The organism is Inquilinus sp. NPDC058860 (assembly GCF_042743185.1).
In the GTDB taxonomy this organism is placed as follows: Bacteria; Pseudomonadota; Alphaproteobacteria; order DSM-16000; family Inquilinaceae; genus Inquilinus.
Map to the genome: position 1 here is coordinate 48,664 of NZ_JBHYMS010000008.1, position 26,882 is coordinate 75,545.

Annotated in this window: 25 protein-coding genes; 11 read left to right on the plus strand and 14 right to left on the minus strand. The window is 70.1% G+C overall.

The window, feature by feature from the left end; genetic code table 11:
• Positions 1-16 precede the first annotated feature (16 nt).
• Both ACFW16_RS07600 and ACFW16_RS07605 read right to left on the minus strand, forming a co-directional pair.
• Positions 17-832, minus strand: coding sequence for a mechanosensitive ion channel family protein (locus ACFW16_RS07600; protein WP_380303443.1), 816 nt, complete (start codon positions 830-832; stop codon positions 17-19).
• A 426-nt stretch (positions 833-1,258) separates the two neighbouring features.
• Positions 1,259-1,822 carry a TetR/AcrR family transcriptional regulator gene (locus tag ACFW16_RS07605; protein ID WP_380303445.1) on the minus strand — a complete coding sequence of 188 codons (564 nt, stop codon included), beginning with the start codon at positions 1,820-1,822 and terminating at the stop codon, positions 1,259-1,261.
• A gap of 111 nt (positions 1,823-1,933) precedes the next feature.
• On the opposite strand from ACFW16_RS07605, the gene ACFW16_RS07610 reads away from it, so the two are divergent.
• Positions 1,934-3,343, plus strand: a complete 1,410-nt coding sequence (locus tag ACFW16_RS07610) for an amidase (RefSeq protein ID WP_380303446.1) — start codon at positions 1,934-1,936, stop codon at positions 3,341-3,343.
• Positions 3,344-3,649: 306 nt separating this feature from the next.
• On the opposite strand, the gene ACFW16_RS07615 is transcribed toward ACFW16_RS07610, so the two are convergent.
• Positions 3,650-4,645, minus strand: coding sequence for an NAD(P)-dependent alcohol dehydrogenase (locus ACFW16_RS07615; protein ID WP_380303448.1), 996 nt, complete (start codon positions 4,643-4,645; stop codon positions 3,650-3,652).
• Positions 4,646-4,775: 130 nt separating this feature from the next.
• Between ACFW16_RS07615 and ACFW16_RS07620 the strand changes: the two genes are divergently transcribed.
• Both ACFW16_RS07620 and ACFW16_RS07625 read left to right on the plus strand, forming a co-directional pair.
• On the plus strand, positions 4,776-5,681 hold the full coding sequence (locus tag ACFW16_RS07620) for a LysR family transcriptional regulator (RefSeq protein ID WP_380303450.1): 906 nt from the start codon (positions 4,776-4,778) through the stop codon (positions 5,679-5,681).
• A 163-nt stretch (positions 5,682-5,844) separates the two neighbouring features.
• Positions 5,845-6,105, plus strand: a complete 261-nt coding sequence (locus ACFW16_RS07625; RefSeq protein WP_380303452.1) for a hypothetical protein — start codon at positions 5,845-5,847, stop codon at positions 6,103-6,105.
• Positions 6,106-6,240: 135 nt separating this feature from the next.
• On the opposite strand, the gene ACFW16_RS07630 is transcribed toward ACFW16_RS07625, so the two are convergent.
• From ACFW16_RS07630 to ACFW16_RS07645, 4 genes are all read right to left on the minus strand, one after another.
• Positions 6,241-9,318: an efflux RND transporter permease subunit gene (locus ACFW16_RS07630; RefSeq protein ID WP_380303454.1), complete on the minus strand. Its 3,078-nt coding sequence runs from the start codon at positions 9,316-9,318 to the stop codon at positions 6,241-6,243.
• A 7-nt stretch (positions 9,319-9,325) separates the two neighbouring features.
• Positions 9,326-10,480 carry an efflux RND transporter periplasmic adaptor subunit gene (locus ACFW16_RS07635; protein WP_380303456.1) on the minus strand — a complete coding sequence of 385 codons (1,155 nt, stop codon included), beginning with the start codon at positions 10,478-10,480 and terminating at the stop codon, positions 9,326-9,328.
• Positions 10,481-10,491: 11 nt separating this feature from the next.
• The gene (locus ACFW16_RS07640) at positions 10,492-12,015 is read right to left on the minus strand and encodes an efflux transporter outer membrane subunit (protein ID WP_380303458.1); all 1,524 of its coding nucleotides are present in this window, start codon (positions 12,013-12,015) and stop codon (positions 10,492-10,494) included.
• A gap of 87 nt (positions 12,016-12,102) precedes the next feature.
• Positions 12,103-12,723 carry a hypothetical protein gene (locus ACFW16_RS07645; RefSeq protein WP_380303460.1) on the minus strand — a complete coding sequence of 207 codons (621 nt, stop codon included), beginning with the start codon at positions 12,721-12,723 and terminating at the stop codon, positions 12,103-12,105.
• A gap of 210 nt (positions 12,724-12,933) precedes the next feature.
• Between ACFW16_RS07645 and ACFW16_RS07650 the strand changes: the two genes are divergently transcribed.
• The 3 genes from ACFW16_RS07650 (at position 12,934) to ACFW16_RS07660 (ending at position 16,519) form a co-directional block, all read left to right on the plus strand.
• Positions 12,934-13,662: a response regulator gene (locus ACFW16_RS07650; protein ID WP_380303462.1), complete on the plus strand. Its 729-nt coding sequence runs from the start codon at positions 12,934-12,936 to the stop codon at positions 13,660-13,662.
• A complete protein-coding gene (locus ACFW16_RS07655) occupies positions 13,659-14,939 on the plus strand; it encodes an ATP-binding protein (protein ID WP_380303464.1) in 1,281 nt (426 codons plus the stop codon). Before ACFW16_RS07650 ends, ACFW16_RS07655 begins: the two co-directional genes overlap by 4 nt.
• 98 nt (positions 14,940-15,037) lie before the next feature.
• Entirely contained in the window at positions 15,038-16,519 is a 1,482-nt protein-coding gene (locus ACFW16_RS07660) for an MFS transporter (RefSeq protein WP_380303466.1), read from the plus strand.
• Here ACFW16_RS07660 and ACFW16_RS07665 read toward each other — a convergent pair.
• Positions 16,516-17,427 (minus strand): LysR family transcriptional regulator, encoded by a 912-nt coding sequence (locus ACFW16_RS07665; protein WP_380303468.1) that lies wholly within the window; start codon positions 17,425-17,427, stop codon positions 16,516-16,518. The genes ACFW16_RS07660 and ACFW16_RS07665 overlap by 4 nt on opposite strands.
• 37 nt (positions 17,428-17,464) lie before the next feature.
• Positions 17,465-18,349 (minus strand): LysR family transcriptional regulator, encoded by an 885-nt coding sequence (locus tag ACFW16_RS07670; RefSeq protein ID WP_380303470.1) that lies wholly within the window; start codon positions 18,347-18,349, stop codon positions 17,465-17,467.
• A gap of 119 nt (positions 18,350-18,468) precedes the next feature.
• Between ACFW16_RS07670 and ACFW16_RS07675 the strand changes: the two genes are divergently transcribed.
• Positions 18,469-19,197 (plus strand): GNAT family N-acetyltransferase, encoded by a 729-nt coding sequence (locus ACFW16_RS07675; protein ID WP_380303649.1) that lies wholly within the window; start codon positions 18,469-18,471, stop codon positions 19,195-19,197.
• The gene (locus ACFW16_RS07680) at positions 19,194-20,387 is read left to right on the plus strand and encodes an MFS transporter (RefSeq protein WP_380303472.1); all 1,194 of its coding nucleotides are present in this window, start codon (positions 19,194-19,196) and stop codon (positions 20,385-20,387) included. The genes ACFW16_RS07675 and ACFW16_RS07680 overlap by 4 nt, the downstream gene beginning before the upstream one ends.
• 124 nt (positions 20,388-20,511) lie before the next feature.
• Here the strand turns inward: ACFW16_RS07680 and ACFW16_RS07685 are convergent, their stop codons facing one another.
• Both ACFW16_RS07685 and ACFW16_RS07690 read right to left on the minus strand, forming a co-directional pair.
• Entirely contained in the window at positions 20,512-21,360 is an 849-nt protein-coding gene (locus ACFW16_RS07685; RefSeq protein ID WP_380303474.1) for a hypothetical protein, read from the minus strand.
• A 207-nt stretch (positions 21,361-21,567) separates the two neighbouring features.
• Positions 21,568-21,897, minus strand: a complete 330-nt coding sequence (locus tag ACFW16_RS07690) for an ArsR/SmtB family transcription factor (RefSeq protein ID WP_380303476.1) — start codon at positions 21,895-21,897, stop codon at positions 21,568-21,570.
• 124 nt (positions 21,898-22,021) lie between these two features.
• On the opposite strand from ACFW16_RS07690, the gene ACFW16_RS07695 reads away from it, so the two are divergent.
• Entirely contained in the window at positions 22,022-23,200 is a 1,179-nt protein-coding gene (locus ACFW16_RS07695) for an MFS transporter (RefSeq protein ID WP_380303478.1), read from the plus strand.
• Positions 23,201-23,203: 3 nt separating this feature from the next.
• Here the strand turns inward: ACFW16_RS07695 and ACFW16_RS07700 are convergent, their stop codons facing one another.
• Positions 23,204-23,767 (minus strand): GNAT family N-acetyltransferase, encoded by a 564-nt coding sequence (locus ACFW16_RS07700; RefSeq protein ID WP_380303480.1) that lies wholly within the window; start codon positions 23,765-23,767, stop codon positions 23,204-23,206.
• Between the two features lie 141 nt (positions 23,768-23,908).
• Here ACFW16_RS07700 and wrbA point away from each other — a divergent pair, with 141 nt between their 5' ends.
• Both wrbA and ACFW16_RS07710 read left to right on the plus strand, forming a co-directional pair.
• Positions 23,909-24,508, plus strand: coding sequence for an NAD(P)H:quinone oxidoreductase (gene wrbA / locus ACFW16_RS07705; RefSeq protein ID WP_380303482.1), 600 nt, complete (start codon positions 23,909-23,911; stop codon positions 24,506-24,508).
• Positions 24,509-24,560: 52 nt separating this feature from the next.
• Positions 24,561-25,550, plus strand: coding sequence for a glutathione S-transferase family protein (locus tag ACFW16_RS07710; protein ID WP_380303484.1), 990 nt, complete (start codon positions 24,561-24,563; stop codon positions 25,548-25,550).
• Positions 25,551-25,556: 6 nt separating this feature from the next.
• Here the strand turns inward: ACFW16_RS07710 and ACFW16_RS07715 are convergent, their stop codons facing one another.
• Positions 25,557-25,955: a low affinity iron permease family protein gene (locus ACFW16_RS07715; protein ID WP_380303486.1), complete on the minus strand. Its 399-nt coding sequence runs from the start codon at positions 25,953-25,955 to the stop codon at positions 25,557-25,559.
• Between the two features lie 70 nt (positions 25,956-26,025).
• Positions 26,026-26,856, minus strand: coding sequence for an ABC transporter substrate-binding protein (locus ACFW16_RS07720; protein ID WP_380303488.1), 831 nt, complete (start codon positions 26,854-26,856; stop codon positions 26,026-26,028).
• Positions 26,857-26,882: the final 26 nt, after the last annotated feature.

Consider the following 26,882-nt stretch of genomic DNA (forward strand, 5'->3'; position numbering starts at 1 on the left):
CGGTTGCCCGCGGTTTTTAGGAGGCGGGAGCGTCCGAGGCAAGGCCGCCCGCGGTCAGGCGTCCCATGCTCTGGTTGATCCGCTGCATCAGCGCCGTCTTCACCGCGCCGACATCGGCGGTGGCCACGGGCGCCGTGACCGTCAGCTCCACCACCCCGGCGCCGGGCTTGGACAGGTCGACCAGCTTCGACACGGCGACCGCGGGCTCCGCCCCCGGCGCCAGGCGCGGATCGGCCTTCAGCGCCGCGACGATGTCGCGGGCCAGGTCCTCGCCCGCCGGGCCGGCCGGCGCCGGGAAGGTCAGCTCCATCTTCGCCAGGCCGGGATAGGTCGAATTGTTGACGATGGCGGCGCCCCAGACCGCGCCATTCGGCAGCAGGATCTGGACATTGGCCGGCGTCACCAGCTCGGTCATGAACAGCGACAGCGACCTGACCGTGCCGGCCTTGCCCGCGACCTCGACGGCGTCGCCGATCTTGAACGGGCGGAAGATCAGCAGCATGACGCCGGCCGCGAGATTGGACAGCGTGCCCTGCAGCGCCAGGCCGATGGCCAGCGATGCGGCGCCCAGCACCGCCACCAGGCTGGTGGTCTGGATGCCGAAGATCTGCAGCACGGCGATGACGACGACCGCCAGCACCAGGTAGCGCGCCAGCGACGCCAGGAAGTCGGCGATGGTCGGGTCGACATGCCGGGTGCGGGCGGCGAGGCGCAGCAGCCAGCGCTCGACGAAGCGCGCCAGCCACCAGCCGAGGCCGAGCAGCACCATCGCGTAGAGCGCGTTGAGGCCGTAGAAGGCGAACAACGCCCACAGGTTGTCGAAATTGATCATCGGCGGTCCGGGAGTCCTGCGGTGTCGGGCGAAGGCCGCCCGCGGCGGCGGGCGTCATTTTCGCTAACACGTCGCGGCGAGGATCGATCCCGACCGGTGCCGGACCGGCCGATCACCCGGAGTCTGGGGCGTCGGGGTCGTCGCGATAGGTGCCGAGGCCGAGGGAGCAGCAGATGCGCTCGGAATGAAGCCCGAGCGGTTAAGCAATGAACATTGCGTTAACCGCCGTTGCGGCGGCGTCGGGCTGGATCGCCACGGCGCTTCGCGCCTTCATGACGGTATGGCTGCGGGCAGAGGACCGACTCCGATTGCCGCAGCCGTCACAGCCCAGACGCTGTAATTCCGGGACTTGTAGATGATGGACGTCGTGCGACCCCTGGACTGGCTGTCCCGGTTTTGTCAGTGGCTCAAGATCGATCACGTCGTCTACGCCGGCAGGAGCCCCGTTGCTTGGTAGCTTTCGATCAAGGTGTCAAATAGAGAGATGTCCGAGCGGCTCCTCGCCATGAGCTGGGCGCCGGCGACGGCAGCGAAAATGGCGCGAGCCCGCTCTTCGCTTTTTTCGGGACTGACCACGTCGGCAGCGGAAAGAACCTTGCTCAGCCAGGCCACATTGACGTCGGCAAAGGCTTGGACCTCCTTCTTCACCGGTTCCGGAAGGTCGTCATATTCGGCAGACATGAAGCTGCAAAGGCAAAGCCGATTGCCGCTCTCAAGCGATCTACGAAAAATCTGCGGGTACTGGCGGAGCGCGCTGACCGGATCGGACGCTTCCGCCAGCATGGCGTCGAGGTCGGCGCTTGTGTCCTCCCAATAACGCCTCGTGACCGCTGCGCCGAGGTCTGCCTTGCTGGGGAAGTGATGGTAGATGCTCGCGGCCTTGATCCCGACCTCGTCGGCGAGGTCACGAAAATTCAAGCCGCCGTAGCCGTGCGCCTGTGCACCTTGTCTGGCGGCCGCCAGGATCGCTTCCTTGGAGTTTGTGCTCATTTCGATTCCCTAACCGTCAGCGGCCATTAGCCTACCATGTGTTAGATAGGGATTGACCGAGGAAAATAGACGCCTATGCTTTCCCTACCAACTGCCAGGTAGGGTTCCGCTATGAGCAACGACATCATCTTTTCCGACGCGACCAAGCTGGCCGAACTGATCCGCACCAAGGAGGTCTCGCCGGTCGAGGTTGTGCAGGCACACCTCGATCGCATCGAAGCTGTAGACCCCAGGATCAATGCGATCGTCACGATCGCGGACGGCGCGCTCAAGGCCGCGAAGGCAGCGGAGGCAGCGGTTCTGTCGGGTGAGGATCTTGGCCTGCTGCACGGTGTCCCCTTCACGGTGAAGGACTCCATCGACACCGCAGGGGTGTTGACCCAGCGCGGTTCGCCGATCTTCAAGGGCCGTGTTCCGGACACCGACGCGACCAGCGTGGCGCGTATGAAGAAAGCGGGCGGTATCCTGCTCGCGAAGACGAACCTTCCCGAATTCTCCTACTGGATCGAAAGCGACAATCTGCTCAGCGGCAGATCGAACAACCCCTGGGATGTCGAGCGCACGCCAGGGGGCTCAAGCGGCGGTGAATCGGCGGCCATCGCGGCGGGCATGTCACCCATCGGTCTCGGCACCGATCTCGCCATCTCCGTGCGTGGACCGGCGGCGCAAACCGGCATCGTCTCCCTCAAGGCGACGCATGGTCGCGTGCCGATGACAGGCATCTGGCCGCGCGTGCCGCGTCGCTTCTGGCATGTCGGTCCGATGGCGCGCTCAGTTCGCGACCTTGCGCTCGCCTTCTCGGAGTTGGCTGGGCCCGACGGCCTGGATGCCTTCGCTACGAGCACCGCCCCGTTCGATGCTGGGGCCGGCCGCTCGCCCTATCGCCAGCTCCGGGTAGGTTGGCTGGTCGAGCCCGGCTTCGGGCCGATCGACCCGGAGGTTGCCGCCACGGTGCAGGCGGCGGCCGAGGCGCTCAAGGGCGTCGGCTGCTTCGCGGAGCCTGTGCGCATCCCGGCGCTCGAGCGCGACTTCGCCCTCGACGTGTTCAACCGCCTTCACGTGATGGAGATGAAGCCCGCGTTCGCGGAAGCGACCGCCGGTCACGGCGACGGTGAGCTTTACAAGATGGCCAAGACCATGCTCGCGCTGCCCGACACGTCCATGAAGGACTACATCGACGCCGAGCAGGCGGCGGAGCGGCTGCGGGACGGCTACGCCGACTACTTCACGCGCTATGACGCGCTGCTCACCCCCGTGCTGCCGCTTCCGGCCCACAAGCATGGCCAAGCGGAATTCACCATCAACGGACAGACCGTGGACGCCACCTACCTCCAGGGCGCGACCGTGCCGCTCAACGTCACCGGGCTGCCCGGCCTGTCGATGCGGTTCGGCACCAGCAGGGAAGGGTTGCCGATCAACGTGCAGCTCGTCGGCAAGTGGCTGGCGGAGTCCACGATCCTGCACCTGGCTTCGCTGCTGGAAGGAGTGAGCCCGGTCCGCAACCTACACCCGAAGATCTGACAAGGAGCGGTGGCACAACGAGCGTCGTACCGCGGGGCTTCGCCTAGAGACGCGTCGAGCAAAGTCCGACGCGGTGACCTTGAAGGAGAGTGCGATGGTGGAACGAGCACTCCAGGTCGACCAGAAGCGAGTCGTCCGCTTCGATCGAGCAATCCGGACGTCGCGCCGCTCCGTGCCGGAGAACCGCTTCTCACCCAAAGCGGCCGGGCGGCAGGGCAACGCCGTGCGTTCCTCATAATATCCGCTTCCCGCCCAAAGGCGGCACTCGCTGCGCGGAGGTTCGCGGTTGCGCCCGGACGCCTACGGTCACCCCACCCGCAGCACGATCTTGCCGAACGGCCCGCGGTCCAGATGGTCCAGCGCGGCCGGCAGCTCGGCGAAGCCGTATTCGGCGCCGATCACGGGCTCGAGCCCGGTGAGGTCGACGGCGCGCACCAGATCCTCCAGCCCGCGGCGATGGCCGACGGAGATGCCGCGGATCACCGCCTGTTTCATCATCACCGGGATGGTCGGGGCCGAGAAGCCCAGGCCGTCGAGCAGGCCGATCAGGGCGACGCGGCCGCCCTGGGCCAGCGCCTCCGCCGTCTGCGCCATGTCGCCGCCCGCCAGCTCCAGCACATGGTCGGCGCCGCGGCCACCGGTCAGGTCGCGCACCGCCCGGCCCCATCCGGGCGCGGCGCGGCGGTCGAGGCCGTGGGCCGCACCCAGGGTCTTCGCCCGCTCCAGCTTGGCCGGGTCGCCGGAGACCACGATCGTCTCGGCGCCCTGGGCGCGGGCGAGCTGCAGCCCGAACAGCGCGACGCCGCCGGTGCCCTGCACCACCACCGTCTCGCCGGCGCGCAGGCCGCCTTCGACCAGGCCGGTCCAGGCGGTCAGCCCGGCGCAGGGCAGCGTGCTGGCGGCCGCGTCGACCAAGCTCCGCGGCGCCGCCACCGCCCAGTCCTGCGGCAGCACCAGATACTCGGCCAGAACGCCCGGCCGCGGCCCGCCCAGCGCCGCCCGCGGCCCGGCGGCGAGGCCGTCGATCCAGCCCGGCCAGAAGGTGCCCAGCACCCGGTCGCCGACGGCGAAGCGGGTCACCCCCTCCCCCGCCTCCGCCACCGTCCCGGCCATGTCCGAGCCCGGGGTGAAGGGGAATTGCAGCGCCATCCCCATGCCGTCCTCGGCCACCAGTCGGTCGCGATAGTTCAGCGACACCGCCCCGACCCTGACCAGGATCTCGCCCGGCCCCGGCCGCGGCACCGCCACCTCCACCAGGCTCAGGCTGTCGCGCCCGAACCGGGCCATCTGCCACCGCTTCATCGCTTCGCTCGTCCTTTCCTCGCGATCCCCGTCCATCGGGTTCGCCGAGAGCGTAGGCGAGCTTCTCTGTCCTGAGTGGCGGCGATTTCTCCTCATATTGTAGAATGGAAAGAACCAATCGGAGACCGAGATGGACCGCCTCACCGGCCTCAGCCTCTTCGTCCAGGTCGCGGAGGCCGGCAGCTTCGCCGTCGCCGGCGAGCGCATCGGCCTGTCGCGCTCCGCCGTCGGCAAGGGCATCGCCCGGCTGGAGGAGCGGCTGGGGACGCGGCTGTTCCACCGGACGACGCGCAGCCAGAGCCTGACCGAGGCGGGCCACGCCTTCTACGAGCGCTGCCGGCGGATCCTCGGCGAGCTGGAGGCGGCGGAGGCCGACCTCGACGCCGGCCGGTCGGCCCCGTCCGGCCGGCTGAAGGTGACGGCGCCGGTGCTGGTCGGCCGCCGCTGCGTCGCGCCGATCCTGCTCGACCTCGTCCGCCGGCACCCGGCGCTCCGGCTGGAGATGTCGTTCACCGACCGGCCGGCGGACCTAGTGGAGGACGGCTTCGACCTCGCAGTGCGCGCCGGGCCGCTGCCGGACGTCACCGGGCTGGCGGCGCGGCGGGTCGGGCGCATCACCATGGCGGTCTGCGCCGCCCCGGCCTATCTGGACCGCCACGGCACACCGTCTGGCCTGGGAGATCTGCCTGGCCATGCGCTGCTGGTCTATGGCCGCGCCGGCCGGCTGACGGCCTGGCGCTTCCCGGAGCCCGACGGCAGCCTGCGCGACCTGGCGCCGGACGGCCCGGTCCGCTTCGACGATCTGGAGGCGATTGCGGATGCCGCGGCGGCCGGGGCCGGCATCGCCTGGCTGCCCTGCTGGCTGGTCGCCGACCGGCTGCAGGACGGCCGGCTGGTCAGGCTGATCGCGGATCGGCCGGGCTTCGCCTTCGACGTCCATGCGCTGTGGCCGCAGGGCCGGTATCTGCCATCGAAGACCCGCGCCGCCATCGACGCACTGGCGGCGCGGCTGCCGGCGATGCTGGAGGCGGGGTGAGCGGTCACGCCTCACTTACGCCCGTGCTAGAGGATCGCTAAAATTGCACTGCCTCCACATTCCTTCACTATGAATTCAGAGGATTATTAAGATAAATTCTGTCATTTGACTCGATATTACTTTGAATATATCTCGGATTTCTTTCTTGTCGGAGGGCGAACAGATGATCGATGACAGTGCTGCATGGGACGCCTATTGCCAACAATATGCCGCGAGATCGGCGACGGTGCAGGATTTCTACAACAACGCGAAAAATGACGTGCAGAACTGGCAAAATGCAAAATTCATTCTGTACGCATATCCTGCCGGAGGCGCCGAACATGATTTCATCGGAGACTGGTCCGACGGCGACACGGTTTTATGGTCGTGGACAGGAAATCTGAACAGCGGCCTCTCGGTTACGGCCGACCTCTACATCCAATAGGTTCGATACGGCGGCGGACCGGCGAAGGCCGCGAAACCATCCGGGGCGGCGTGAACCGGCCCCTGGATGGCTTCGTCGGCTTCGCCTCCCCGCAATAACGGCGAGGACGCTTCCGGACAGCCAAGAAGGCGGCAGTCACGCCTCGCTCGGCCTCGCCTCCGCTTCCTTCGCGCCCTCGGCATGGTGGTCGGCGGCAAGGATCATGTACACGGCAGGCACCACGAACAGGGTGAAGATCGTGCCGATGGTCAGGCCGCTGGCGATGACGAGGCCCATGTTGAAGCGCGACACCGCGCCGGCGCCGGTCGCCAGGATCAGCGGCACCACGCCCAGCACCATCGCGCCCGTGGTCATCAGGATTGGCCTGAGGCGGATCGAGGCGGCGCCTTCGATCGCCTCGCGCTTGGTCTTGCCGGCCTGCTGCAGGCCGTTGGCGACCTCGACGATCAGGATGCCGTGCTTGCTGATCAGCCCCATCAGGGTGACCAGCCCGACCTGGGTGTAGATGTTCATGGTGGCGCCGCCGACGCCGACGCTGATGAAGGCCAGCGCGCCGGCGATCGACATCGGCACCGAGACCAGGATGATCAGCGGGTCGCGGAAGCTGTTGAACTGGGCCGCCAGCGCCAGGAAGATGATGATCAGCGCCAGCGCGAACATCTGCACCAGGCCGCTCGATTCCTGCACCGTCTGGCGCGACTGGCCGCCATAGTCGACCGTGTAGCCCGGCGGCAGCGTCTGGTCGGCCAGCGACTTCAGCTGCGCCAGCGCCTGGCCGGTCGAGATGCCGGGCGCGGGGACGCCCTGGATGGTGGCCGAGTTGAGCTGCTGGAAATGCGAGATCGAGCGCGGCGCCGCCTCGGTCCTGATCGTGGCGATCGAGGACAGCGGGACCTGGGTGCCGTTCAGCGCGGTGACCGGGTAGTTCAGCACCTGGTCCGTGGTCAGGCGCGAGCGCTGCTGCACCTGCGGGATCACCTGGTAGGAGCGGCCGTCGATGCTGAAATAGTTGACGTAGCCGCCGCCGAGGATGGTGGCCATGGCGTTGCCGACGTCGCTCATGGTCAGGCCCAGCGCGGCCGCCTTGTCGCGGTCGATCACGATCTCGGCCTGCGGCTTGTCGATCTGCAGGTCGCGGGTCAGGAACACGAACAGGCCGGTCTTCTGCGCCGCCTGCTGGAAGGCGGCGGCGACGTCGTTCAGCTCCTGGAAGCTGCCGGTGGTGCCGATCGCGAACTGGATCGGCAGGCCGTTGCTGCCCGGCAGCGGCGCCGGCTGGAAGGCCACGCTCTGGGCCGCGGCGATCCTGTTGATGTCCTCCTGCAGCAGGGTCTGCACCGTGCCGGCGGTACGCTCACGCTGGTCCCAGGGCTTCAGCACCTGGACCGCGATCGAGGTGCCGCTGCTGTCGATGCCGAGGGTGTGGTCGGTCTCCGGATAGGCCCGCATCGCCTGGGCCACCTGGTCGGAGTTCGAAGCCTTCAGCGCCAGCGTCGCCTGCGGCGGGTTGGTGGTGGAAACGAGGACCGCGCCCTGGTCCTCGTTCGGCGCCAGCTCGGTCTGCGCGTCGGCATAGAGGAAATAGATGCTGCCGAGCACGATGGCGGCGAAGACCATGGTCACCGGCACGGTGTTCAGGCTGCCGTGCAACAGGCGCTGGTAGGGCCGGCGGATGCGCTCGAAGCAGCGGTCGATGAAATCCGTCAGCCGCTCCTCCCAGCCGCTGCGGTCGGCCAGGTGCGGCTTCAGGATGCGCGAGCACATCATCGGCGTCAGCGTCAGCGCCACCACCATCGAGACGGCGACGGCGCCGACCAGGGTGAAGGCGAATTCGGTGAACAGCGCGCCGGTCAGGCCGCCCTGGAAGCCGATCGGGACATAGACCGCGACCAGCACCACGGTCATGGCGATGATCGGCCCGACCAGCTCGCGCGCCGCGTCGAGCGCGGCCTGCAGCGGCGTCGCCCCCTCCTCGATATGCCGGTTGACGTTCTCGACCACGATGATGGCGTCGTCGACCACCAGGCCGATCGCCAGCACCAGCGCCAGCAGGGTCAGGAGGTTGATGGAGAAGCCGAAGGCCAGCATCATCGCGAAGGTGCCGACCAGCGACAGCGGGATCGCCACCACCGGGATGAAGACCGAGCGCGGCGAGCCGAGGAACAGGAACACCACCAGCACCACGATCACCAGCGCCTCGACCAGGCTGGTCACGACCTCCTCGATCGACGAGGTGACGAAGGCGCTGGAATCGTAGATCACCGTGGTGTTCAGGCCGCTGGGCAGTTGCGCCGCGATCCCCGGCATCGCCGCCTTCACCCCGGCGACGACGTCGAGCAGGTTGGCGGTCGGCGCCACCTGGATGCCCATCATGATGCCGGTGCGGCCGTCGACGGTGGACCGGCTCTCATAGTCCTGCGAGCCGAGCACGACCTGGCCGAGATCCTTCAGCCGGATCACGGCGCCGTCCGACTGCTTGACCACCAGGTTCCGGAACTCCTCGACATCGTGCAGGTCGGTCGAGGCGGTCAGGGTGACCTGGGTGGCGTTGCCCTTGGTGGTGCCGATGCCCGAGATCGAATTGTTGTTGCCGAGCGCGGTGTAGACGTCGGTGGCGGTGAGACCGTAGCCGGCCAGCTTGTCGGGGTCGAGCCAGACGCGCAGCGCGAACACCTTGGGGCCCAGGAGCTCCGCCGTCTGCACGCCCTGCACCGCCTGCAGCTTCGGCTGCACCACGCGGGTCAGGTAGTCGGTGATCTGGTTCGCCGCCAGGACGTCGGAGTAGAAGCCGATATACATGGCGTCGATGGTCTGGCCGACCGACAGGGTGATGGTCGGCTGCTGCGCCCCGGACGGCAGCTGGTTGAGCACCGAGTTGACCTTGGTGTTGATCTCGGTGACCGCGGCGTCGGAGTTGTAGTTCAGCCGCAGGTTGACCGTGATGGTCGAGACCCCGCTGGTCGAGGTCGAGGTCATGTAGTCGATGCCGTTCGCCTGGGCGATGGCGTTCTCCATCGGCGTGGTGATGAAGCCGGCGACCACGTCCGGATCGGCGCCGGAATAGGTGGTGGAGACGGTGACGACCGCGTTCTCGGTCTTCGGATACTGGCGCACCGCCAGCGAGGCATAGGACTGGTAGCCGAGGACCACGATCAGCAGGCTGACCACCAGCGCCAGCACCGGCCGGCGGATGAAGATGTCGGTGATGTTCATGGCCGTCTCAGCTCGGGTCCGCCGGGGCGGCGTTCGGGTCGTTCGGCGGCGTCACGCTGTTGTTGACCGTGACCGGCGAGCCGTTCTGGAGCTTCAGCTGGCCGGAGGTGACGACGGTGTCGCCCTCGGCCACGCCCTTGGCCACCGCGACCTGGTCGCCGCGGCTGCCGGCGGTGGTGACGAAGATCTGCTTCACGGTCTGGGCCGCCCCCTGCCCGTTCGCCCCTTGGCCCGCCACGACATAGGCGATGTCGCCATAGGGGTTGGACACGATCGCCGTCGCCGGCAGGGTGACGTAGCGCTGCGGCGCGCCGACGGCGACCGTCGCCTTGCCGTACATGCCGGGCAGCAGGACGTGGTCGGGGTTGGCGAAGCTGGCCCGCACCGTCAGGCTGCGGGTGGTGCTGTCGACCAGCGGGCTGATCGCGGTGATCTTCCCTTCGAAGCTCTGGCCCGGATAGGCGTCGAGCGTCGCCGCCACCGGCTGCCCGACCTTCAGCTTGGCCAGGGCCTGCTGCGGCAGGGTGAAGTCGAACAGGATCGGGTCGAGCGACTGCAGCGTGACGATTTCGGTACCGGCGCTCAGATACTGGCCGAGATCGACCTCGCGCACGCCGAGCCGGCCGGCGAAGGGGGCCTTGACCGACTTCTTGTCGATCGCCGCCTGCTGCGCCGCCACCTGGGCCTGCGCCTGCTTCAGCGTGGCGAGGTCGCTGTCGACCGTGGCCTGGCTGACGCCCTGGGCCTTGAGCTGGCGCAGGTCGCGGTCATAGGTGACCTGGGCGTTGTCGGCGGCCGCCTGGTACTGCTTCAGCGTCGCCAGATCCTCCTCGGCGCGCAGCTGCAGGAGCGGCGTGCCGGCGGCGACGTCCTGGCCGTCCTGGAAGCCGATCGCCTCGACGATGCCCGATACCTCGGAGGACAGGCCGGCGCCGTTCACCGCGCGGAAGGCGCCCACCGCCTCCAGCCGCTCCTGCCAGTCGCTGGAGGTCGCGGTGGTGGTCGACACCGTCTGGGGCGGGTTGCTGCGGGCCGCGATCGCCTGGGCGATCATCTGGCTCTTGAAGGCCTGGAAGCCGAAGATGCCGCCCAGGATCACGCCGATCACGATCAGCATCACCACCATGCGAAGGATCAGCGAAGCCGTTCTGCTCTTGGCCATGGTCTCGTCCGTCAATCGGGCAGGCTGGGGGTCGGCTGTTTCCGGCCGGCGGGGGTGTCGGTGCGGTTCCACCAGCCGCCGCCGAGCGCCTGGTACAGCGCGGCGGTGTCGCTGAGCCGCAGGGCCTGGGCCTGGATCCGGCTGATCCGGGCGTTCAGCAGGGCTGTCTGCGCGGTCAGCACGGTGGTGTAGGTGGTGGCGCCGGCCTGGTACTGGCTGCGGGCGATGCCGAGGCTGCGCTGGGCCGCCTGCTCCGCCGCCAGCTGCGCCTTCAGCGTGTCGGCGTCGTACTGGATCGCGTGCAGCGTGTCGGCGACGTCCTGGAAGGCCGACAGCACGGTGCTGCGGTACTGCGCCGCCGCCTGGTCGAAGCCGGCCTCGGCCGCGCGCTTGTCGTGCAGCAGCGCGCCGCCGTCGAAGATCGTCTGCACCACCTGCCCGGCCAGGCTCCAGGCGATGGTGCCCGGCGAGAACAGGTTGCCGAAGCTGTTCGCGCTGCTGCCGTAGCTGGCGCTGAGCGTGATCTGCGGCAGCATGTTGGCGATGGCCACGCCGATCTTGGCGCTGGCCGCCCCGAGCTGCGCCTCCGACGACCGGATGTCCGGCCGCTGCTCCACCAGCTTCGACGGCAGGCTGAGCGGCAGGTCGGACGGCAGGGTCAGCCCGGCCAGCTCGAAATCGTCGCCGGAGATCTCGCTGGGGAAGCGGCCGAGATAGACGGCGAGCTGGTTGCGCTGCTGCGCCAGTTGCTTCTGCAAGGGCGGCAGCAGCGCCTCGTCCTGCGCCACCGTGGCCTGCTGCGCCGCCACATCGGCCTGCGAGATGCCGCCGAGCGAGAATTGCTGCTGCAGGATGCCGAGATAGGAGCGCTCGGCCTTGATGATGTCCTCGGTGGCCGCGATCTGGGCCCGCAGCGAGGCTTCCTGGATCGCCGCCGTCACCACGTTGCTGCTGATGGTCAGGTAGCTGGCCTCGAGCTGGTAGCGCTCGTAATCGGCCGTGGCCTGCAGCGATTCGATGTTGCGCCGGGTGCCGCCCCAGACGTCGAGGTCGTAGGACACGTCCACCGACGCGCCGGTGACGTTGTAGACCGAGGTCACGGTGCGCGCACCGGCGGTGGTCGACACCGTGCTGTTGCTCTGCTCCCGCGTGGCGGAGCTGGAGCCGCTGACGGTCGGGAACAAGGCGCCCTGCCCGGCGGCGACGTTCTCCTGCGCCTGGCGCAGCGCCGCCTGAGCCGACTGGATGTCGGGGTTGGCCTTCAGCGCCTCGGTGACCAGCCGGTTCAGGGGCTCGGACCGGAACACGCGCCACCAGTCGCCCGGGATGTCCCGGCCGTTCCGGATGGTCTGCGCGGCGCCGCCCGGCACGGCGGCCGAGGCGGTCTGCGCCAGCGGCGTCCCGGGCGTGTACTGGCCGACGCCCGGCGCGGCCGGACGCTGGAAATCGGGGCCGACCGCGCAGCCCGCCAGGATCAGGGCAGCCGTAGTCAGGGCGGGCAGCGACGCGGTGCCCCGCAGAAGATGTGATCTCACGATGACCGATCAGTGTCGGGAAGAGGCAGAAACCATCGGGCCGACCCGGTTGCGTGGGGGGAACACCGGGCCGGCCCGACCGGTCCGTCAGCCGGCGTGGGGCACCGGACGCTCGGCCGGGGGGCCGAAGCGCTGGTCCTGCGGACCGGGACCAGGGAGGGGGCGCGGCGGCGGCCCCATGCGCCGCTCTGCCTGCTGCAGCAGGGCGACCTGCTCCGGCGACAGCTTGTCGCGCAGCGCCGTGATCGCCGATTTCAGCGTCTCGGCCGCGTCGGCCCGGGCGATCGCGGCGTCGGCCAGGCGCTCGGCCGGCGCGAAGGCCTCCGGGCCCTTGCCATCCACCGGCAGGGGCGGCCGCGGCGGCTCCGCCACGGCCAGGAGGGCGCTGGTGTAGTCGCGCCAGGCGTCGAGCTGGTCGGCGCGGATGCCGATCAGGGTCTCCAGCCCGGCGAGGTCGCGCGCCAGCTTCATCTTGAAGTCCGGCCGATGGCCCCAGCCGGGACCGGGCTTGTCCGGTCCGCCAGGACCGCCCAGACCACCGGGTCCCCACGGCATCACATACGACGCGTCGGTGTGGATCATGTTGGTGTTGACGGGGGCGTTGACCGGGTCGGCCAGGGCGGTGCCCCCCGGGCTCATCACCGTGCCGAGGGTGAGACCGATGACACCGGCCGTCGCAACACCGATGATGGCGACAGTGGATTTCATCGATAACTCCTGTTGCTGTGAACGAGGCGAAGCTAGGCGTGCCGTGTTGCTGCCCTTGGTCCCCCTGTTGCCGAATATGAACCGGCAGAGGAAATTGGTTGCCCAACATTGCCGGCGGCCGGCCGGCAATACTCCGTTGCAGAAAATCGGTCGCCCGTCGCGTCCGGCCTCGTAAAGATCATGACAACAGCCCAGGCGACGCCCCGATCGATGCAGACTTCTCCCCATATCCTTGTCGTCGACGACGATCCCGAGATCCGTCGTCTGCTCGGCCGCTATCTCGACAGCCAGAATTTCCGGGTCACCCTGGCCGCCGACCGGCGCGAATGCGAGGAGCGCCTGGCCGCCGGCCGGATCGACCTGCTGGTGCTCGACGTCATGCTGCCCGACGGCTCCGGCCTCGAGATCTGCCGCGAGCTGAGCCGGCGCAAGCCGCACCTGCCCGTCATCCTGCTGACCGCGCTGAAGGAGGATGTCGACCGCATCATCGGCCTCGAGATCGGCGCCGACGACTATCTCGGCAAGCCGTTCAACCCGCGCGAGCTGGTGGCGCGGATCCGCGCCGTGCTGCGCCGGACCGCGGCGACCTTGCCGGAAGAGGCGCCGCCGCCCGGCCGCTACCGCTTCGCCGGATTCGTCGCCGACCCCGCCACCCGGCGCATCGTCGACGACACCGGCGAGGAGGTGATCCTGACCGGCGCCGAGTTCGAGCTGCTGCTGGCCTTCCTGGAGCGGCCGGGCCGGATCCTGTCGCGCGACCAGCTGCTCGACCTGACCCAGGGCCGCGAGGCGGAGCCGCTGGACCGATCGATCGACGTGCTGGTCAGCCGGCTGCGCCGCAAGCTGGGCGACGGCGGCCGGTTCCAGCTGTTCAAGACGGTGCGCAACGGCGGCTACCAGCTCGCCGTCCCGGTCGAGCCGATGGGAGGGCCGGCGTGAACACGCTGCGCGCCCGCATCATCCTGCTGCTGGCGGTGTCCATCGTCGCCGTGGTCGGCATCGCCAGCTTCGTCGCCCTGCTGCTGCTGCGCGAGCCCTCGCCCTCCCGCACGGTCGAGCCCTTCGCCCGCCAGATCCGGCTGATCGCCGACCTGGTCGAGAACGGCATCGGGCCGGCCGACAACCCCGGACGGGCCGCCGATTTCGAGCTGCATCCGAACCCGGCCCCCGGCGAGCCGGACCCGCGCGGGAGCGAGGTCCTGCAGGATGCGATGCGCGCCACCGGCCCCAACCTGCGGGTGATGGTGACCCGGCAGAGCCGGGACGAGCAATCGGTCCTGTCGGTGCAGATCGACCCGGCCCGCTGGCTGTGGCTGCCGATGCCCGACCTGCCTGTGCCGCAGGGCGTGCCGACGGCGTTCGCCGGCTGGATGCTGCTGCTGGTGCTGGGCGCGATCGGCATCGCCGCGGTCGCCGCCGACCGGGTGGTCCGGCCCCTGGCGCTGCTGGAGGGCACCATCGCCCGGATCGGCCCGGACGGCACCCTACCCGAGCTGCCGGAGACCGGCTCGGCCGAGATGAAGACCACGGCGCGGACGCTGAACCGCCTGTCGGCCCGGCTGCGCGCGGCGATGGAGAGCCGCATGCGCTTGGTCGCCGCCGCCGGGCACGACCTGCGCACGCCGATGACCCGGATGCGGCTGCGCGCCGAGTTCCTGCCGGAGGAGGAGCGCGACGCCTGGCTGCGCGACCTCGACGAGCTCGACCGCATCGCCGACAGCGCCATCCGGCTGGTGCGCGAGGAGGTCGAGGGCGGCGACGCCGAGCCGGTGCGGCTCGACTGGCTGGTCGAGACCGTCTGCACCGAGCTGGCCGAGCAGGGCCTGCCGGTGACGCTGCTGCGGGCCGCGCCGGCCTCGGTCAAGGCCGGCCCCCTGGCGCTGAAGCGGGCGCTGCGCAACCTGGTGATCAACGCCGCCACCCACGGCAAGGGGGCCGAGGTGGCGCTGGACGCGGCCGGGAGCGAGGGCGAGGCCCGCATCACCATCGCCGACCGCGGTCCCGGCATCCCGCCGGAGTTGCTGGCCCGGGTGTTCGAGCCGTTCTTCCGGGTCGACCCGGCGCGGCGCCAGACGGTGCCGGGCGCCGGCCTCGGCCTCGCCATCGCCAAGGAGATCGTCGACCGCACCGGCGGCCGCATCGAGATCGCCAACCGGCCGGAGGGCGGGCTGGTCCAGGCCGTGACGCTGCCGCTGAAGGATGCGGCGGCGGCCTGATCCGCAAGGCTGCTCTCGGCCATTCGCCGCCCTCCCCTCTCCCATTGTCGCTAGGATTGCAGGCCCCGACTCGCGCGGGGCGGGAGGAAGCGGCAAGAATGACCCTGACCCAGTCCGAGATCCGCACCATCGTGCTCGGCGCCCTGCTGGCGCTGTTCCTGTCGGCGCTCGACCAGACCATCGTCGCCACCGCCCTGCCCTCGATCGGGCGCGAGCTCGGCGATTTCGAGCTGATCTCCTGGGTCGTCACCGCCTATCTGCTGACCTCGACCTGCGCCACGCCGATCCTCGGCAAGCTGAGCGACCTGTACGGCCGCCGGCTGATGCTGCTGGCCTGCCTGGTCGTATTCCTGGTCGCGTCGGCGCTGTGCGCCCTCTCGACCTCCATGACCATGCTGATCGCGGCCCGCGCGCTGCAGGGGCTGGGTGGCGGCGGCCTGCTGACCCTGGCCCAGACCGTGATCGCCGATGTGGTGGCGCCGCGCGAGCGCGGCCGCTACGCCGCCTATTTCGCCACGGTCTGGGCCGGTTCCGCCCTGATCGGCCCGACCCTCGGCGGCGCCTTGACGCAGTATGCCGGCTGGCCCTGGATCTTCTGGATCAACCTGCCGCTGGGCCTGCTGGCGCTCGGCATCATCGACCGGTCGCTGCGCAAGCTGCCGGTGCCGCGGGTCAAGGCGCGGATCGACTTCGTCTCGGTCGCCCTCCTCACCCTCGGCACCGTCGCCCTGCTGCTCGGCCTGTCCTGGGGCGGCACGGCCTTCCCCTGGGCCTCGGCGCCGGTCGTCGCCGCGGCGGCGGTGGCCGTCCTCGGCGGCTGGCTGTTCTTCCGCCGCCAGAGCCGGGTCGACGAGCCGATCCTGCCGCCGCGCTTCCTGGGCGACGCCGTGGTCGGGCCGGTGCTGACCTCGGTCTTCCTCGCCTTCGGCGGATATCTGGTGCTGGCGGTGCTGGCGCCGACCTATCTGCAGGTGGCGCTGCAGGCCGGGACCGGCGAGGTCGGGCTGATGATGATCCCGCTGATGGTGTCGACCACCCTCACCGCCTCGCTGTCCGGCCGCTACATCACCCGCACCGGCACCTATCGCCGGCCGCCGATGATGGGGCTGCCGGTGGCGATCCTGGCGGCGCTGGCGCTGGCGGCGGTGGCGACGCACGCTACGCCGCTGGTCGCCTCCGGCCTCCTGATGATCGTCGGGCTCGGCATCGGCCCGATCTTCCCGGCCAGCATGGTGGCGGCGCAGAACGCCGCGGCGGTGCGCGACCTCGGCGCGGTGACCGGCGCCGTCGGCTTCTCCCGCGCCCTCGGCGGCGCCATCCTGGTCGCCGGCGGCTCGGCGCTGGTGCTTGGCCTGATCGTGGCCTGGAGCCCGTCGGTCGCCTCGGTGTCGGGGCTGGAGGAGCTGGTGCGCCGGCCGCTGGGCGAGGCCGAGCGCGTCGCCATCGCCCGTGCCTTCGCCGTGCTGTTCGCGGCGGTGGCGGCGGTCTTCGCCCTCAGCCTCGTGACCTATATCCGGGTCGAGCACCGCCCGCTGCGCAGCCGGACGCATGGCGGCGGCGCCGATGGTGGGGCGGGTTAGGGCACCGGCCGCCTTTCCCAGATCGGCTCTTTCGCGAAGCGCTCGACCAGGAAATCCACCACCGCGCGGACCTTGGGCGCCAGGTTGCGGTTGTGCGGCCAGACGGCGTAGATCGCGCCGAACGGGTTCTCGTAGCCGGTCAGCAGCGGCACCAGGCGCCCGGCGGCGAGGTCCGGGCCGACGATGAAATCCGGCGACAGGGCCACACACGTGCCGGCGCGCAGCGCCGCCAGGGTCACCTCGGCGCTGTTGGCGTGCAGCCTGCCGTCGACCCGCACCGTCTCGACCCGCCCGTCCGGCCCGACGAACTCCCATTCGTTCTGGTCGGTGGCGTAGCTGTAGAGGACGCAGTCGTGGCGGGCGAGATCGGCCGGTACCTGTGGCACGCCGTGGCGCTCGAGATAGACCGGCGCGGCACAGACCAGCCGCCGGCACGAGGCGAGGCGCCGGGCCACCAGGCTGGAATCCTGCAGCCGGGTGATGCGGATCACCAGGTCGAAGCCCTCGGCCACGACGTCGACGAAGCGGTCCTCGAACAAGGCTTCGATCCGCAGCTCGGGCCAGCGCGCCAGCATCTCCGGCACCAGCGGCGCCACGTATTCCCGGCCGAAGCTGGCCGGCGCGTTCAGCCGCAGCAGGCCGCGCGGCTCGGCCGAGAGATGGGTGATCGCCCGCTCCGCCTCCTCCACCTCGCGGGCGACACGGATGCAGCGCTCGTAGAAATCCTGCCCGGCATCGGTCGGGCTGAGGGTGCGGGTGGTGCGGTTCAGCAGGCGGGCGCCGAGCCGGTCCTCCAGCTTCGCGATCTGCTTGCTGACCGCGGATTTCGACAGGCCGAGCCGCGCCGCCGCGGCCGAGAAGCTGCGGCTGTCGACGACCTGGGCGAAGACGATCATGGCACCGGGCATGTCCATCGCCGCAAGGTCTACGAGGCGAAGCGCAGGGTCAACGACCGAGCGATGCCTGCCGCAGCGCCGCGATGGTTTCGCGCAGGCCCCGGGCCAGCGGCTTGTCGCGGCGCAGCACCAGGCCCAGCCGGCGGTGCAGCCGCGGCGACAGCGGATGGACGATCAGGCCCGGGGCGTGCTCCACCGCCATGCTGGGCAGAATGGCGCAGCCGAGGCCGGCGCCGACCAGCTCTTTTATGGCCTCGACGCTGCCCAGCTCCATCACCGGCTTCAGGCTGATCCCGGCGCGGGCGAACCAGTCGTCGACGATGCGCCGGGTGTGGCCGCCCGGCTCGTAGGCCACCATCGGCCGGCCGGCCAGCGAGGCTGGCGTCACCGCCGGCGGCAGGTCGTCGGCTTCGGCCGGGACGACGGCGACGAACTCCTCCTCCATCAGCGGCGTCACGGCGAAGGCGCGGCCGGGCGCCGGCAGGGTGACGAGGCCGAGATCGAGCGCGTTCTCCTCCAAGAGGCGCAGGATGCCGGCGGTATTGCCGGTCGAGACCACGATCTCGAGCGACGGCAGGCGGCGGCGCAGCGCCCGCAGCACCGGCGGCAGCAGGTAGATGCAGGCGGTCGAGCCGGTGCCGAGCCGCACCCGCCCGGCGGCACCGCCGGCGTGCTCCGCCATCGCCTCGGCCGCCGCCGCGACCTCGGCCTCGATCCGCCCGGCATGGACCAGGAGATCCCGCCCCGCCGCGGTCGGCGTGGCCCGCCGCCCGACCCGCTCGACCAGCCGGATGCCGAGCCGGGTCTCGAGCTGCCGGATCTGCAGGCTGACCGCCGGCTGGGTCAGGTTCAGCCGGGCCGCGGCACCGGAGAAGCTGCTGGCCCGGATCACCTCGGCGAAGGTCCGCAGCTGGTCGAGGCTGAGCCCGCGCATCCAAAGATTTCCTTATCCTCTGCATTGTATATCCAAATTTCCCTTATCCGTCACGAAAGCGCAATCTCGACGAGTCCCCACCACGGCCATGCCCGATGCCTTGCCCTGCCTTGTCCGAGATGCTGCATTGGTTCGCCGCCTCGCCGCAGTCCCGCCGGCGCCAGCTGGAGCTGCTGCGCGGGCTCGACGACCGGCGCCTGGCCGATCTCGGCATCAGCCGCGGCGAGGCGTTGCGCGGCCGCGCCGATCCTGACCGCCCAGGTACTGACCAAGAGACCATCATGCCAGACCGTCCCCTCGCCTCCCCGATCACCATCCGCGACGCGGCGGAGGCGGACCTGCCGGCCGTCCAGGCGATCTATGCCCGGCACGTGCTGCGCGGCTTCGCCAGCTTCGAGGAGGTGCCGCCGGAGACGCCGGAGCTGGCGGCGCGGCGGGCGGCGGTGCTGGCCCAGGGCCTGCCCTATCTGGCGGCGGAGATCGAGGGCCGGCTGGTCGGCTACGCCTATGCCGGCGCCTACCGGCCGCGCCCGGCCTATCGCCATACCATCGAGGATTCGGTCTATGTCGCCGACGGGCTGGCCGGCCGCGGCATCGGCCGGGCGCTGCTGGGCGCGCTGATCGAGCGCTGCGAGGCCGGGCCCTGGCGGCAGATGGTGGCGGTGATCGGCGACAGCGGCAACGCCGGTTCGATCGCGCTGCACGAGGCGTTCGGCTTTCGCCGGATCGGCATCCTGCAGTCGGTCGGCTTCAAGTTCGGGCGCTGGGTCGACAGCGTGCTGATGCAGCGGGCGCTCGGCCCGGGCGACGCCGCTCCGCCCCAGCCCTGGCCGGGCCGCGGCGCGTGATCCGCCGCGGAACCGTTCTCTGTCTGGGCCTGGCCCAGCTGGTCAGCTGGGGCACCACCTACTACCTGATCGGCGGCTTCGGACCGCGGATCATCGCCGAGACGGGCTGGAGCCACACGCTGGTGCATGGCGGCTTCTCCGCCGCCCTCCTGGTGATGGGGCTGTCCTCCGCCTGGATCGGGCGGCTGATCGACCGGCGCGGCGGCCGCTTCGTGATGACGGCCGGGTCGGTGCTGTCGGCCCTCGGCTGCGCCGGCCTGGCCCTGGCCCGGGACCCGGTCTCCTACTATGCCGCCTGGCTGGTGCTGGGCCTGGCGATGCGCTGCACCCTGTACGACGCCGCCTTCGCCGCGCTGGCGCGGATCGGCGGGGCGGAGGCGCGCCGGCCGATGGCGCAGATCACGCTGCTCGGCGGCCTGGCCTCCACCGCCTTCTGGCCGATCGGAGAGCAGCTGGCCGCCGCCCTCGGCTGGCGCGGCGCGGTCTTCGCCTATGCCGGCTTCGCCCTGCTGACCGTCCCGCTGCACCTGGCCCTGCCCGCCGGCCGCACCGAGCGCGCGCGGCCGGCCGCGGCGGCGTCCCGGCCCCTGGCCGGAACCCGGCGGGAGCACTGGATCGCCGGCGGGCTCTACGCCCTGATCATCACCCTGACCAACGCGCTGAACGCCGGCATGTCGGCGCATATGATCGGCATCCTGGCCGGGCTCGGCCTCGCCGCGCCGGTCGCGGTGTGGGTCGCGACCCTGCGCGGCATCGGCCAGTCCGGCGCCCGCCTGGCGGAGGTGCTGTTCGGCGGCGGGCTGTCGCCGCTGGGGCTGACGCTGGCGGCGTCGGCCGTGCTGCCGGTCTGCTTCCTGGCCGGGCTGTGGGGCGGCCAGGTGCCGGCGGCGGCGATCGCCTTCGCCTTCCTCTACGGCGCCGGCAACGGCCTGTTGACCATCACCCGCGGCACGCTGCCCCTGGTGCTGTTCGACCCGGACCGATACGGCGCCATCGCCGGCCGGCTGCTGGTGCCGGGATTCCTGTGCTCGGCCGCGGCGCCGGTCGCCTATGCCGCGGTGATCGAGCGGCTGGGCGAGGCCGCGGCGCTATGGCTCTCCGCCGCCCTGGCCGCCGTCACCCTGGCGGCGGCGGCAGGGCTGTGCGCGACGTTTCGGACCGGCCGGGCGGCGCCGATGTCAGATCCTTAGAGTGGAATGAATTCGGGCAGGGCTCGCAAAATGTCGAGCGTCTTCACTTTGCCTCTCCCGCCTGGCGGGAGAGGCAATACCTCACGGCCTTGGTACGATCAGGATGACCCGACCTCACCTGACCTCAGGCCGAATTGGCCCAGTAGGCCTCGCGGCGGTCCACCACCAGGTCGGCGCGGCCGCTGTGGCCGGCGTCCTTGCGGCCGCCCTTGACGTGATCCATGAAGCGGCCGAGGCGCGAGTTGATCAGCACATGCTTGGCCCGCGCGCCGATGCCTTCGGCGATGTCGTGCGAGCGGTGGCCGGCCTGCTCCACCTGCCGGCGGACCACGTCGAACAGGAAGGCGTCGTGGAACTCGTATTCCCGGAACAGCCCGTCCTCGGTGTACAGCCGCTCGAACGCCGCCAGCATCTCCTGCGTCGCCGGGTGGCGCAGGTTGTAGGCGAGGAAGCCGCATTCGGTGTAGGTCGGCCGCTGCAGGCAGCCGACGAAGCAGTCCGGCGGGACGAAGCTCTCCAGCTCCGCCCGCGTCGGCGCGGCGAAGAACAGGCTGTCGGCGTCGACCCAGATCAGCACGTCGCTGTCGCAGGTCTTGGCGGCGTGGAAGATGGCGAAGGCCTTGTGGGCGAAGCGCACAGCGTCCCAGCGGAAGCCGGCGCCCCAGTTCCGCTCGCCCAGCTTGATCCGGTTCTTGTACGGGTTGCGCGACAGGCGGAAGCGGTAGCGTTGGGTCTGGCCGTGCGCCAGCGGGTTGTCGGCGTGGCGGCGCTTGAACGCGACCAGGTCCGGGCAGCTCGCGATCAGGTCCCGCACGACGATCCGGTCGCTCGGCACCTCGGGCACGAAGTTCTCGCGATACAGGATCAGGGGAATCTCGTCCGGCCAGTGCCGATCGAAGGTCTCGACCATGCGTCGGCCGTATTCGGCATAGCCGGCGGCGTGGCAGGTCGTGACGACTGAGAATGTCCGCATGGGCTGACTCGGACAACGCAAGGGCGTCATCATCTGGGGATTGCGCTGGGTCTTGGGCTCGAAACACTCGGGGCCGCGCTGCGTTCCCGAACCTCTGCCCCGAGCCTTTGCGATGCGGGCACCATAGCCGGCCGGGCAGACGACACGAAATTACCATTCCGTAACCGGAAGGTCCGGACAGCCGCGGGTCTGCCGGCCGGGGCGAGGCTAGGACGCCGTCCCGCCGAGCTTCGCCCTGCGCGCATTTGTCACGACGGAATCCAGCAGCCCGGGGAACTTCTCGTCCAGGTCGTCGCGCCGCAGCGAGATGAGGCGCTGGGTGCCCACGATCCGCGTCCGGGTGACGCCGGCCTCGCGCAGCTTGGCATAGTGGTAGGACAGCGCGGTCTTGGTGGCGGCGTCGCCGAAGCTGCTGCAGGAGACCTCGCCCACCTCGGACAGCGTGGCCACGATGCCCAGCCGGGTCGGGTCGCTGAGCGCGGCGAAGATGATGACGAGGTCGAGCTGGTCGCGATCGGGGTGGAAGGGCGGGCGCATGCCGCGACATCTAGCCGATCCGCGGCCTTGTTGCAATGTTCAACGATTATTGAACAATACCCTTGACGACCGATCTCCGGACGGCGGTATAGTTCAAAGATCATTGAACAATGGAACACCACCGATGCCCGCCTCCCTGGTCTGGCTCGCGATCGGCGCTTTCGCCATCGGCACCGAAGGCCTGATGATCGCCGGGCTGCTGCCCGCGATCGCCGCGGATTTCCATAGCTCCGTCGCCACCGCCGGGCAGCTGATCACCATCTTCGCCCTCGCCTATGCGGTCGGCTCGCCGATCCTGTCGGCGCTGTGCGGCGGCCTCGACCGGCGCCGCCTCCTGATCGCCGCGCTCCTCGCCTTCGCCCTGGCCAACCTGCTGGCGGCGCTGACCCACAGCCTGTGGCAGCTGGTCGCCGTCCGGGTGCTGCTGGCGCTCAGCGCCGGGCTGTTCATGCCGACCGCGTATGCCGTCGCGGCCTCCCTGGTCCCGCCCGAGCGGCGCGGCCGGGCGATCGCCACCGTGACCACCGGCCTGACCATCGCGACCGCGCTGGGGGTGCCGCTCGGCGCCTGGATCGGCAACCATGCCGACTGGCGGTCGACCTTCCTGATCGTCGCCGGGCTCGGCCTGGCCGGGGTGGCGGGCCTGCGCTTCGGCCTGCCGGCGAAGCTGCCGCTCGGCGCCTCGACGCTGTCCGAGCGGCTGGCCGTGGCCCGCCGGCCGGTGGTGCTGCGGGCCCTGATCGTGACCTTCTTCTGGATCGCCGCGGTCTTCGTCGTCTACACCTTCATCGCGCCGTTCCTGGAACGTGCGGCCGGGATCGGCCCGGACGGCGTCACCGCCATGCTGTTCCTGTTCGGCATCGGCTCCGCGATCGGCAATGCGATCGGCGGCCAGCTGACCGACCGGATCGACCCGGTGCGGCTGCAGCTCGGCGCCCTCGCCTTCCTGACCCTGGCCCTGGCCGGCCTGTCCGCCGCCACCGCGCTGCCGAGCGGCCAGGCGCTGATCGCCGTGGTGCCGTTGATGCTGGTCTGGAGCATCGCCGGCTGGGCCTTCCACCCGGCGCAGACGACACGGCTGATCCGGCTGGCGCCGGAGGTCGGGATGATCGCGGCGTCGCTCAACGCCTCGGCGCTCTATGCCGGCACCGCCTTCGGCTCGGCACTCGGGACCGCGACGCTGGAATGGGGCGGCGTCACGGCGCTCGGCTGGGTCGGCGCCCTGTCGGCGGCGATCGCCCTCGCCCTGCTGGCGGCGACAGCGCGGCGCCGGGCGACAGCCGCGGCGGGCCAGCCGGCGTGACGTTCAACCCCCGGCCGTCTGCTGCTGCCGATAGGCCCGCCACTCCTCGCGGGTGATCTCCCACAGCTCGGAGGTCAGGCGGCCGGAGACATAGTCCTTCTCGACCGTCGCGATCACCCGCATGCCGCATTTCTCCGAGATCCGGCGCGACGCGGCGTTCGCGATCGCCTTGGGAACGCGCAGCACCGGGAAGCCGAGGTCGTCGAACCAGTGGTCGGTCACCCGGTCGCTGGCCTCGGTCATCAGCCCCTGGCCGTGCCAGGGCAGGCCGAGCCAGAAGCCGCGATTGTCGCGGTCCCCGGCCATCAGGCCGATGCAGCCGATCAGCTCGTCCGGGGCGGATCTCAGGCGCAGCGACCAGTGCCAGGCCTCGCCCTGTGCCATGGCCGGCAGGAGGACGTCGCGCAGATGGACCAGCGCCCCGTCCGGCGGGTAGGGCCACGGCACCTGGGCGTTGAGGTGGCGCACGATCTCCCAATGCGGGAACAGCCGCTGCACCGCCGGCGCATCGGCGAGGGTGAGCGGGCGGAGGACCAGGCGGCGGGTCTCGAGGACGGGGATCGTCATGCCGCAACGATAGCAGATCGCCGGGCCCGATCGTCTCCCTCCAGGAAACAATCCTGTGCCGGATCGGCGGGTTATCCCGCCTCGTCCCGAGGGTTACCTTTCACCCGCAGCACAGGCTGCCAGCCCGAAGGGAAACATCCGATGACGAAGGTCCTGGTCCTCTACTACAGCTCGTACGGCCATATCGAGACCATGGCCACGGCGGTGGCCGAAGGCGTGCGCGAGGCGGGCGGCGAGCCCGTGATCAAGCGCGTGCCCGAGCTGGTGCCGGAGGAGGTCGCCCGCGCCTCCCACTTCAAGCTCGACCAGGCGGCGCCGGTCGCCACGATCGACGAGCTGGCGGATTACGACGCCATCATCTTCGGCGTGCCGACCCGCTTCGGCATGATGGCCGCGCAGATGAAGAACTTCCTCGACCAGGCCGGCGGGCTGTGGATGAAGGGCGCCCTGATCGGCAAGCCCGGCAGCGTCTTCACCTCCTCGGCGACCCAGCATGGCGGCCAGGAATCGACCATCCTGAGCTTCCACACCGTGCTGCTGCACCAGGGCATGGTGGTGGTCGGCCTGCCCTATTCCTTCCAGGGCCAGATGACGCTGGACGAGATCACCGGCGGGTCGCCCTACGGCGCCTCGACCATCGCCGGCGGCCAGGGCCAGCGCCAGCCGAGCGCCAACGAGCTCGCCGCCGCCCGCTTCCAGGGCGCGCATGTGACCAAGATCGCTTCGAAGCTCGCCGGCTAAGATCTGCAGGATGATGCCGCCGGGCCCCGCCCGGCGGCCGACGGAGGACGCGATGGGCCTGCTGATCGAGGGCCGCTGGACCGACCAGTGGTACGACACCAGATCGACCGGCGGACGCTTCGTGCGGCAGGAGAGCGCCTTCCGCGGCACGGTGACGGCCGACGGCAGCTCCGGCTTCAGGGCCGAGCCCGGCCGCTACCACCTCTACGTCTCCTACGCCTGCCCTTGGGCGCACCGCACCCTGATCGTGCGGGCGCTGAAAGGGCTCGAGGACGTGATCTCGGTCGACGTGGTCGACCCGTTCATGGGCGCCCAGGGCTGGACCTTCGCCGACCTCCGCACCGGCATCCGCTCGCCCGGCGCCACCGGCGACCGGGTCAACGGCCGCGCGGCGCTGCACGAGGTCTACACCCTGGCCAGGCCGGACTACACCGGCCGGGTCACCGTGCCGGTGCTGTGGGACAAAGAGACCCGCAGCATCGTGAACAACGAGTCGGCCGAGATCATCCGGATGCTGAACTCGGCGTTCGACGAATTCGCCGACCGTTCGGTCGACCTGTCGCCGGCCGACCTGCTGCCCGGGATCGACGCGATCAACGCCGAGGTCTACGACCGGGTGAACAACGGCGTCTACAAGGCCGGCTTCGCCACCGACCAAGCGGTCTACGAGGAGGCCGTGACCCGGCTGTTCGAGACGCTGGACACGCTGGAGACCCGGCTGTCGGCGCATCGCTGGCTGGTCGGCGACCGGCTGACCGAGGCCGACATCCGGCTGTTCACCACCCTCTTGCGCTTCGACCCGGTCTATCACGGCCACTTCAAGTGCAACCTGCGGCCGCTGCACGAATACCCGGCGCTGTGGGGCTTCACCCGCGAGATCGCGCAGCGCCCCGGCGTGGCCGCGACGATCGAGATGACGCATATCAAGCGGCACTATTACGAGAGCCACCGCACCATCAACCCGACCGGCATCGTGCCCAAGGGCCCGGTGCTGGACCTGTCGGCGCCGCACGGGCGAGAGCGGCTGCCGGAGGCCCGCTGAGGGCGATCAGGCCGACTCGGACCGGCTGATGCCCTTCTTGCGGCGCTCCTTCTCCGCCAGCTTCTCGTACTCCTCGCGAATCTGGCGGATCTCCTCCTCGGAATGCTCCTCGAGGTCGAGCAGCGAGTTTCGCGCCGTCTTGGTGGCGCGGATCAGCTCGTCCAGCTTGATCTGCAGCGCCGCGGTGTCGCGGTTCTGGGTGCTCTGGATCAGGAACACCATCAGGAAGGTGACGATCGTCGTGGCCGTGTTCACGGTGAGCTGCCAGGCGTCGGAAAACCCGGCGAACGGCCCGATCACCGCCCACACCACGATCACGCCCGCCGCCACGCCGAAGGTGACGGGATGGCCGGCGAGCTGCGCGATCCGGGTGGCGAAACGGTCGAACCAGGGACTGTCCTTCACGGCATCCTCCGGGCAAGGGTGGATGCCGTGAGAACGGGATGAAGGGGCGGTTCGTGCCGAAGCGGGGCGGTTACTGCCCCTGGTTCAGGGCCGCCGGCAGCGTGTTGGCCTGCAGGCCGTACTTGGCCAGGATCTGGTCGTAGGTGCCGTCGGCCTGCAGCGTCTCCACCGCGGCCTTGACCGCGTCGCGCAGCTGCGGCTCGGATTTCAGCACCGGGATGCCGACCAGGGATTCGGTGAAGGCCGCGCCGATCGGCACATAGGTGTCCGGCTCCAGCTGCTGGAAATAGGGCAGCGTCTCGTTGCCCTGGGCCGCGGCCTGCAGCCGCTGGGTCTTCAGCTGGGTGCGGGCGTCGGCCGAGCCCTCGGTGCCGACCACGGTGATCGCCGGCTTGCCCTTGGCGACGCAGTTGGCCTCGCTCCAATCGCCGATCTGCTGCGGCCAGTTGGTCGAGCGGCTGGCGCCGACCGTCTTGCCGCACAGGTCGTCCGGCGTCTTGATCTCACCGGCCAGCGCGGTGATCGTGTAGAATTGCGCGCCCGACTTCATGTAGTCGACGAAATCGGCGATGTCGCGCCGCGCCGGCGTGTCGCTCATTCCCGCCATCACCATGTCGATACGGCCGGTCTGCAGTGACGGCAGCATCTGGGCGAAGGCGATCTCCTGGAACTCGGCCTCGACGCCCAGCTGCTTGGCGATCGCCTTGCCGAGGTCGATGTCGACGCCCTGCAGCTCGTTGGTTGCCGGGTCCTTGAAGATGATCGGCGGATAGTTGTTGTTGGTGCCGATGATGATCTTGCCGGCCTGCTTGATCCGGTCGGGCACAGTCTGCGCCGAGGCGGATGCGACGGCGAACGCGGCAACGGCCGTCGTGGCGGCGAGCAGAGCGATACGGGTCATGAGAGCCTCTCCTGTTGTCGTTGGTC

Coding starts and splice junctions, on each gene's coding strand:
- ACFW16_RS07635 (WP_380303456.1), bottom strand. CDS start 10,480: ATGGCCAAGAGCAGAACGGCTTCGCTGATCCTTCGCATGGTGGTGATG.
- ACFW16_RS07600 (WP_380303443.1), bottom strand. CDS start 832: ATGATCAATTTCGACAACCTGTGGGCGTTGTTCGCCTTCTACGGCCTC.
- wrbA (WP_380303482.1), top strand. CDS start 23,909: ATGACGAAGGTCCTGGTCCTCTACTACAGCTCGTACGGCCATATCGAG.
- ACFW16_RS07720 (WP_380303488.1), bottom strand. CDS start 26,856: ATGACCCGTATCGCTCTGCTCGCCGCCACGACGGCCGTTGCCGCGTTC.
- ACFW16_RS07695 (WP_380303478.1), top strand. CDS start 22,022: ATGCCCGCCTCCCTGGTCTGGCTCGCGATCGGCGCTTTCGCCATCGGC.
- ACFW16_RS07685 (WP_380303474.1), bottom strand. CDS start 21,360: ATGCGGACATTCTCAGTCGTCACGACCTGCCACGCCGCCGGCTATGCC.
- ACFW16_RS07615 (WP_380303448.1), bottom strand. CDS start 4,645: ATGAAGCGGTGGCAGATGGCCCGGTTCGGGCGCGACAGCCTGAGCCTG.
- ACFW16_RS07665 (WP_380303468.1), bottom strand. CDS start 17,427: ATGCCCGGTGCCATGATCGTCTTCGCCCAGGTCGTCGACAGCCGCAGC.
- ACFW16_RS07605 (WP_380303445.1), bottom strand. CDS start 1,822: ATGAGCACAAACTCCAAGGAAGCGATCCTGGCGGCCGCCAGACAAGGT.
- ACFW16_RS07675 (WP_380303649.1), top strand. CDS start 18,469: ATGCTGCATTGGTTCGCCGCCTCGCCGCAGTCCCGCCGGCGCCAGCTG.
- ACFW16_RS07670 (WP_380303470.1), bottom strand. CDS start 18,349: ATGCGCGGGCTCAGCCTCGACCAGCTGCGGACCTTCGCCGAGGTGATC.
- ACFW16_RS07660 (WP_380303466.1), top strand. CDS start 15,038: ATGACCCTGACCCAGTCCGAGATCCGCACCATCGTGCTCGGCGCCCTG.
- ACFW16_RS07645 (WP_380303460.1), bottom strand. CDS start 12,723: ATGAAATCCACTGTCGCCATCATCGGTGTTGCGACGGCCGGTGTCATC.
- ACFW16_RS07710 (WP_380303484.1), top strand. CDS start 24,561: ATGGGCCTGCTGATCGAGGGCCGCTGGACCGACCAGTGGTACGACACC.
- ACFW16_RS07700 (WP_380303480.1), bottom strand. CDS start 23,767: ATGACGATCCCCGTCCTCGAGACCCGCCGCCTGGTCCTCCGCCCGCTC.
- ACFW16_RS07690 (WP_380303476.1), bottom strand. CDS start 21,897: ATGCGCCCGCCCTTCCACCCCGATCGCGACCAGCTCGACCTCGTCATC.
- ACFW16_RS07620 (WP_380303450.1), top strand. CDS start 4,776: ATGGACCGCCTCACCGGCCTCAGCCTCTTCGTCCAGGTCGCGGAGGCC.
- ACFW16_RS07610 (WP_380303446.1), top strand. CDS start 1,934: ATGAGCAACGACATCATCTTTTCCGACGCGACCAAGCTGGCCGAACTG.
- ACFW16_RS07630 (WP_380303454.1), bottom strand. CDS start 9,318: ATGAACATCACCGACATCTTCATCCGCCGGCCGGTGCTGGCGCTGGTG.
- ACFW16_RS07650 (WP_380303462.1), top strand. CDS start 12,934: ATGCAGACTTCTCCCCATATCCTTGTCGTCGACGACGATCCCGAGATC.
- ACFW16_RS07625 (WP_380303452.1), top strand. CDS start 5,845: ATGATCGATGACAGTGCTGCATGGGACGCCTATTGCCAACAATATGCC.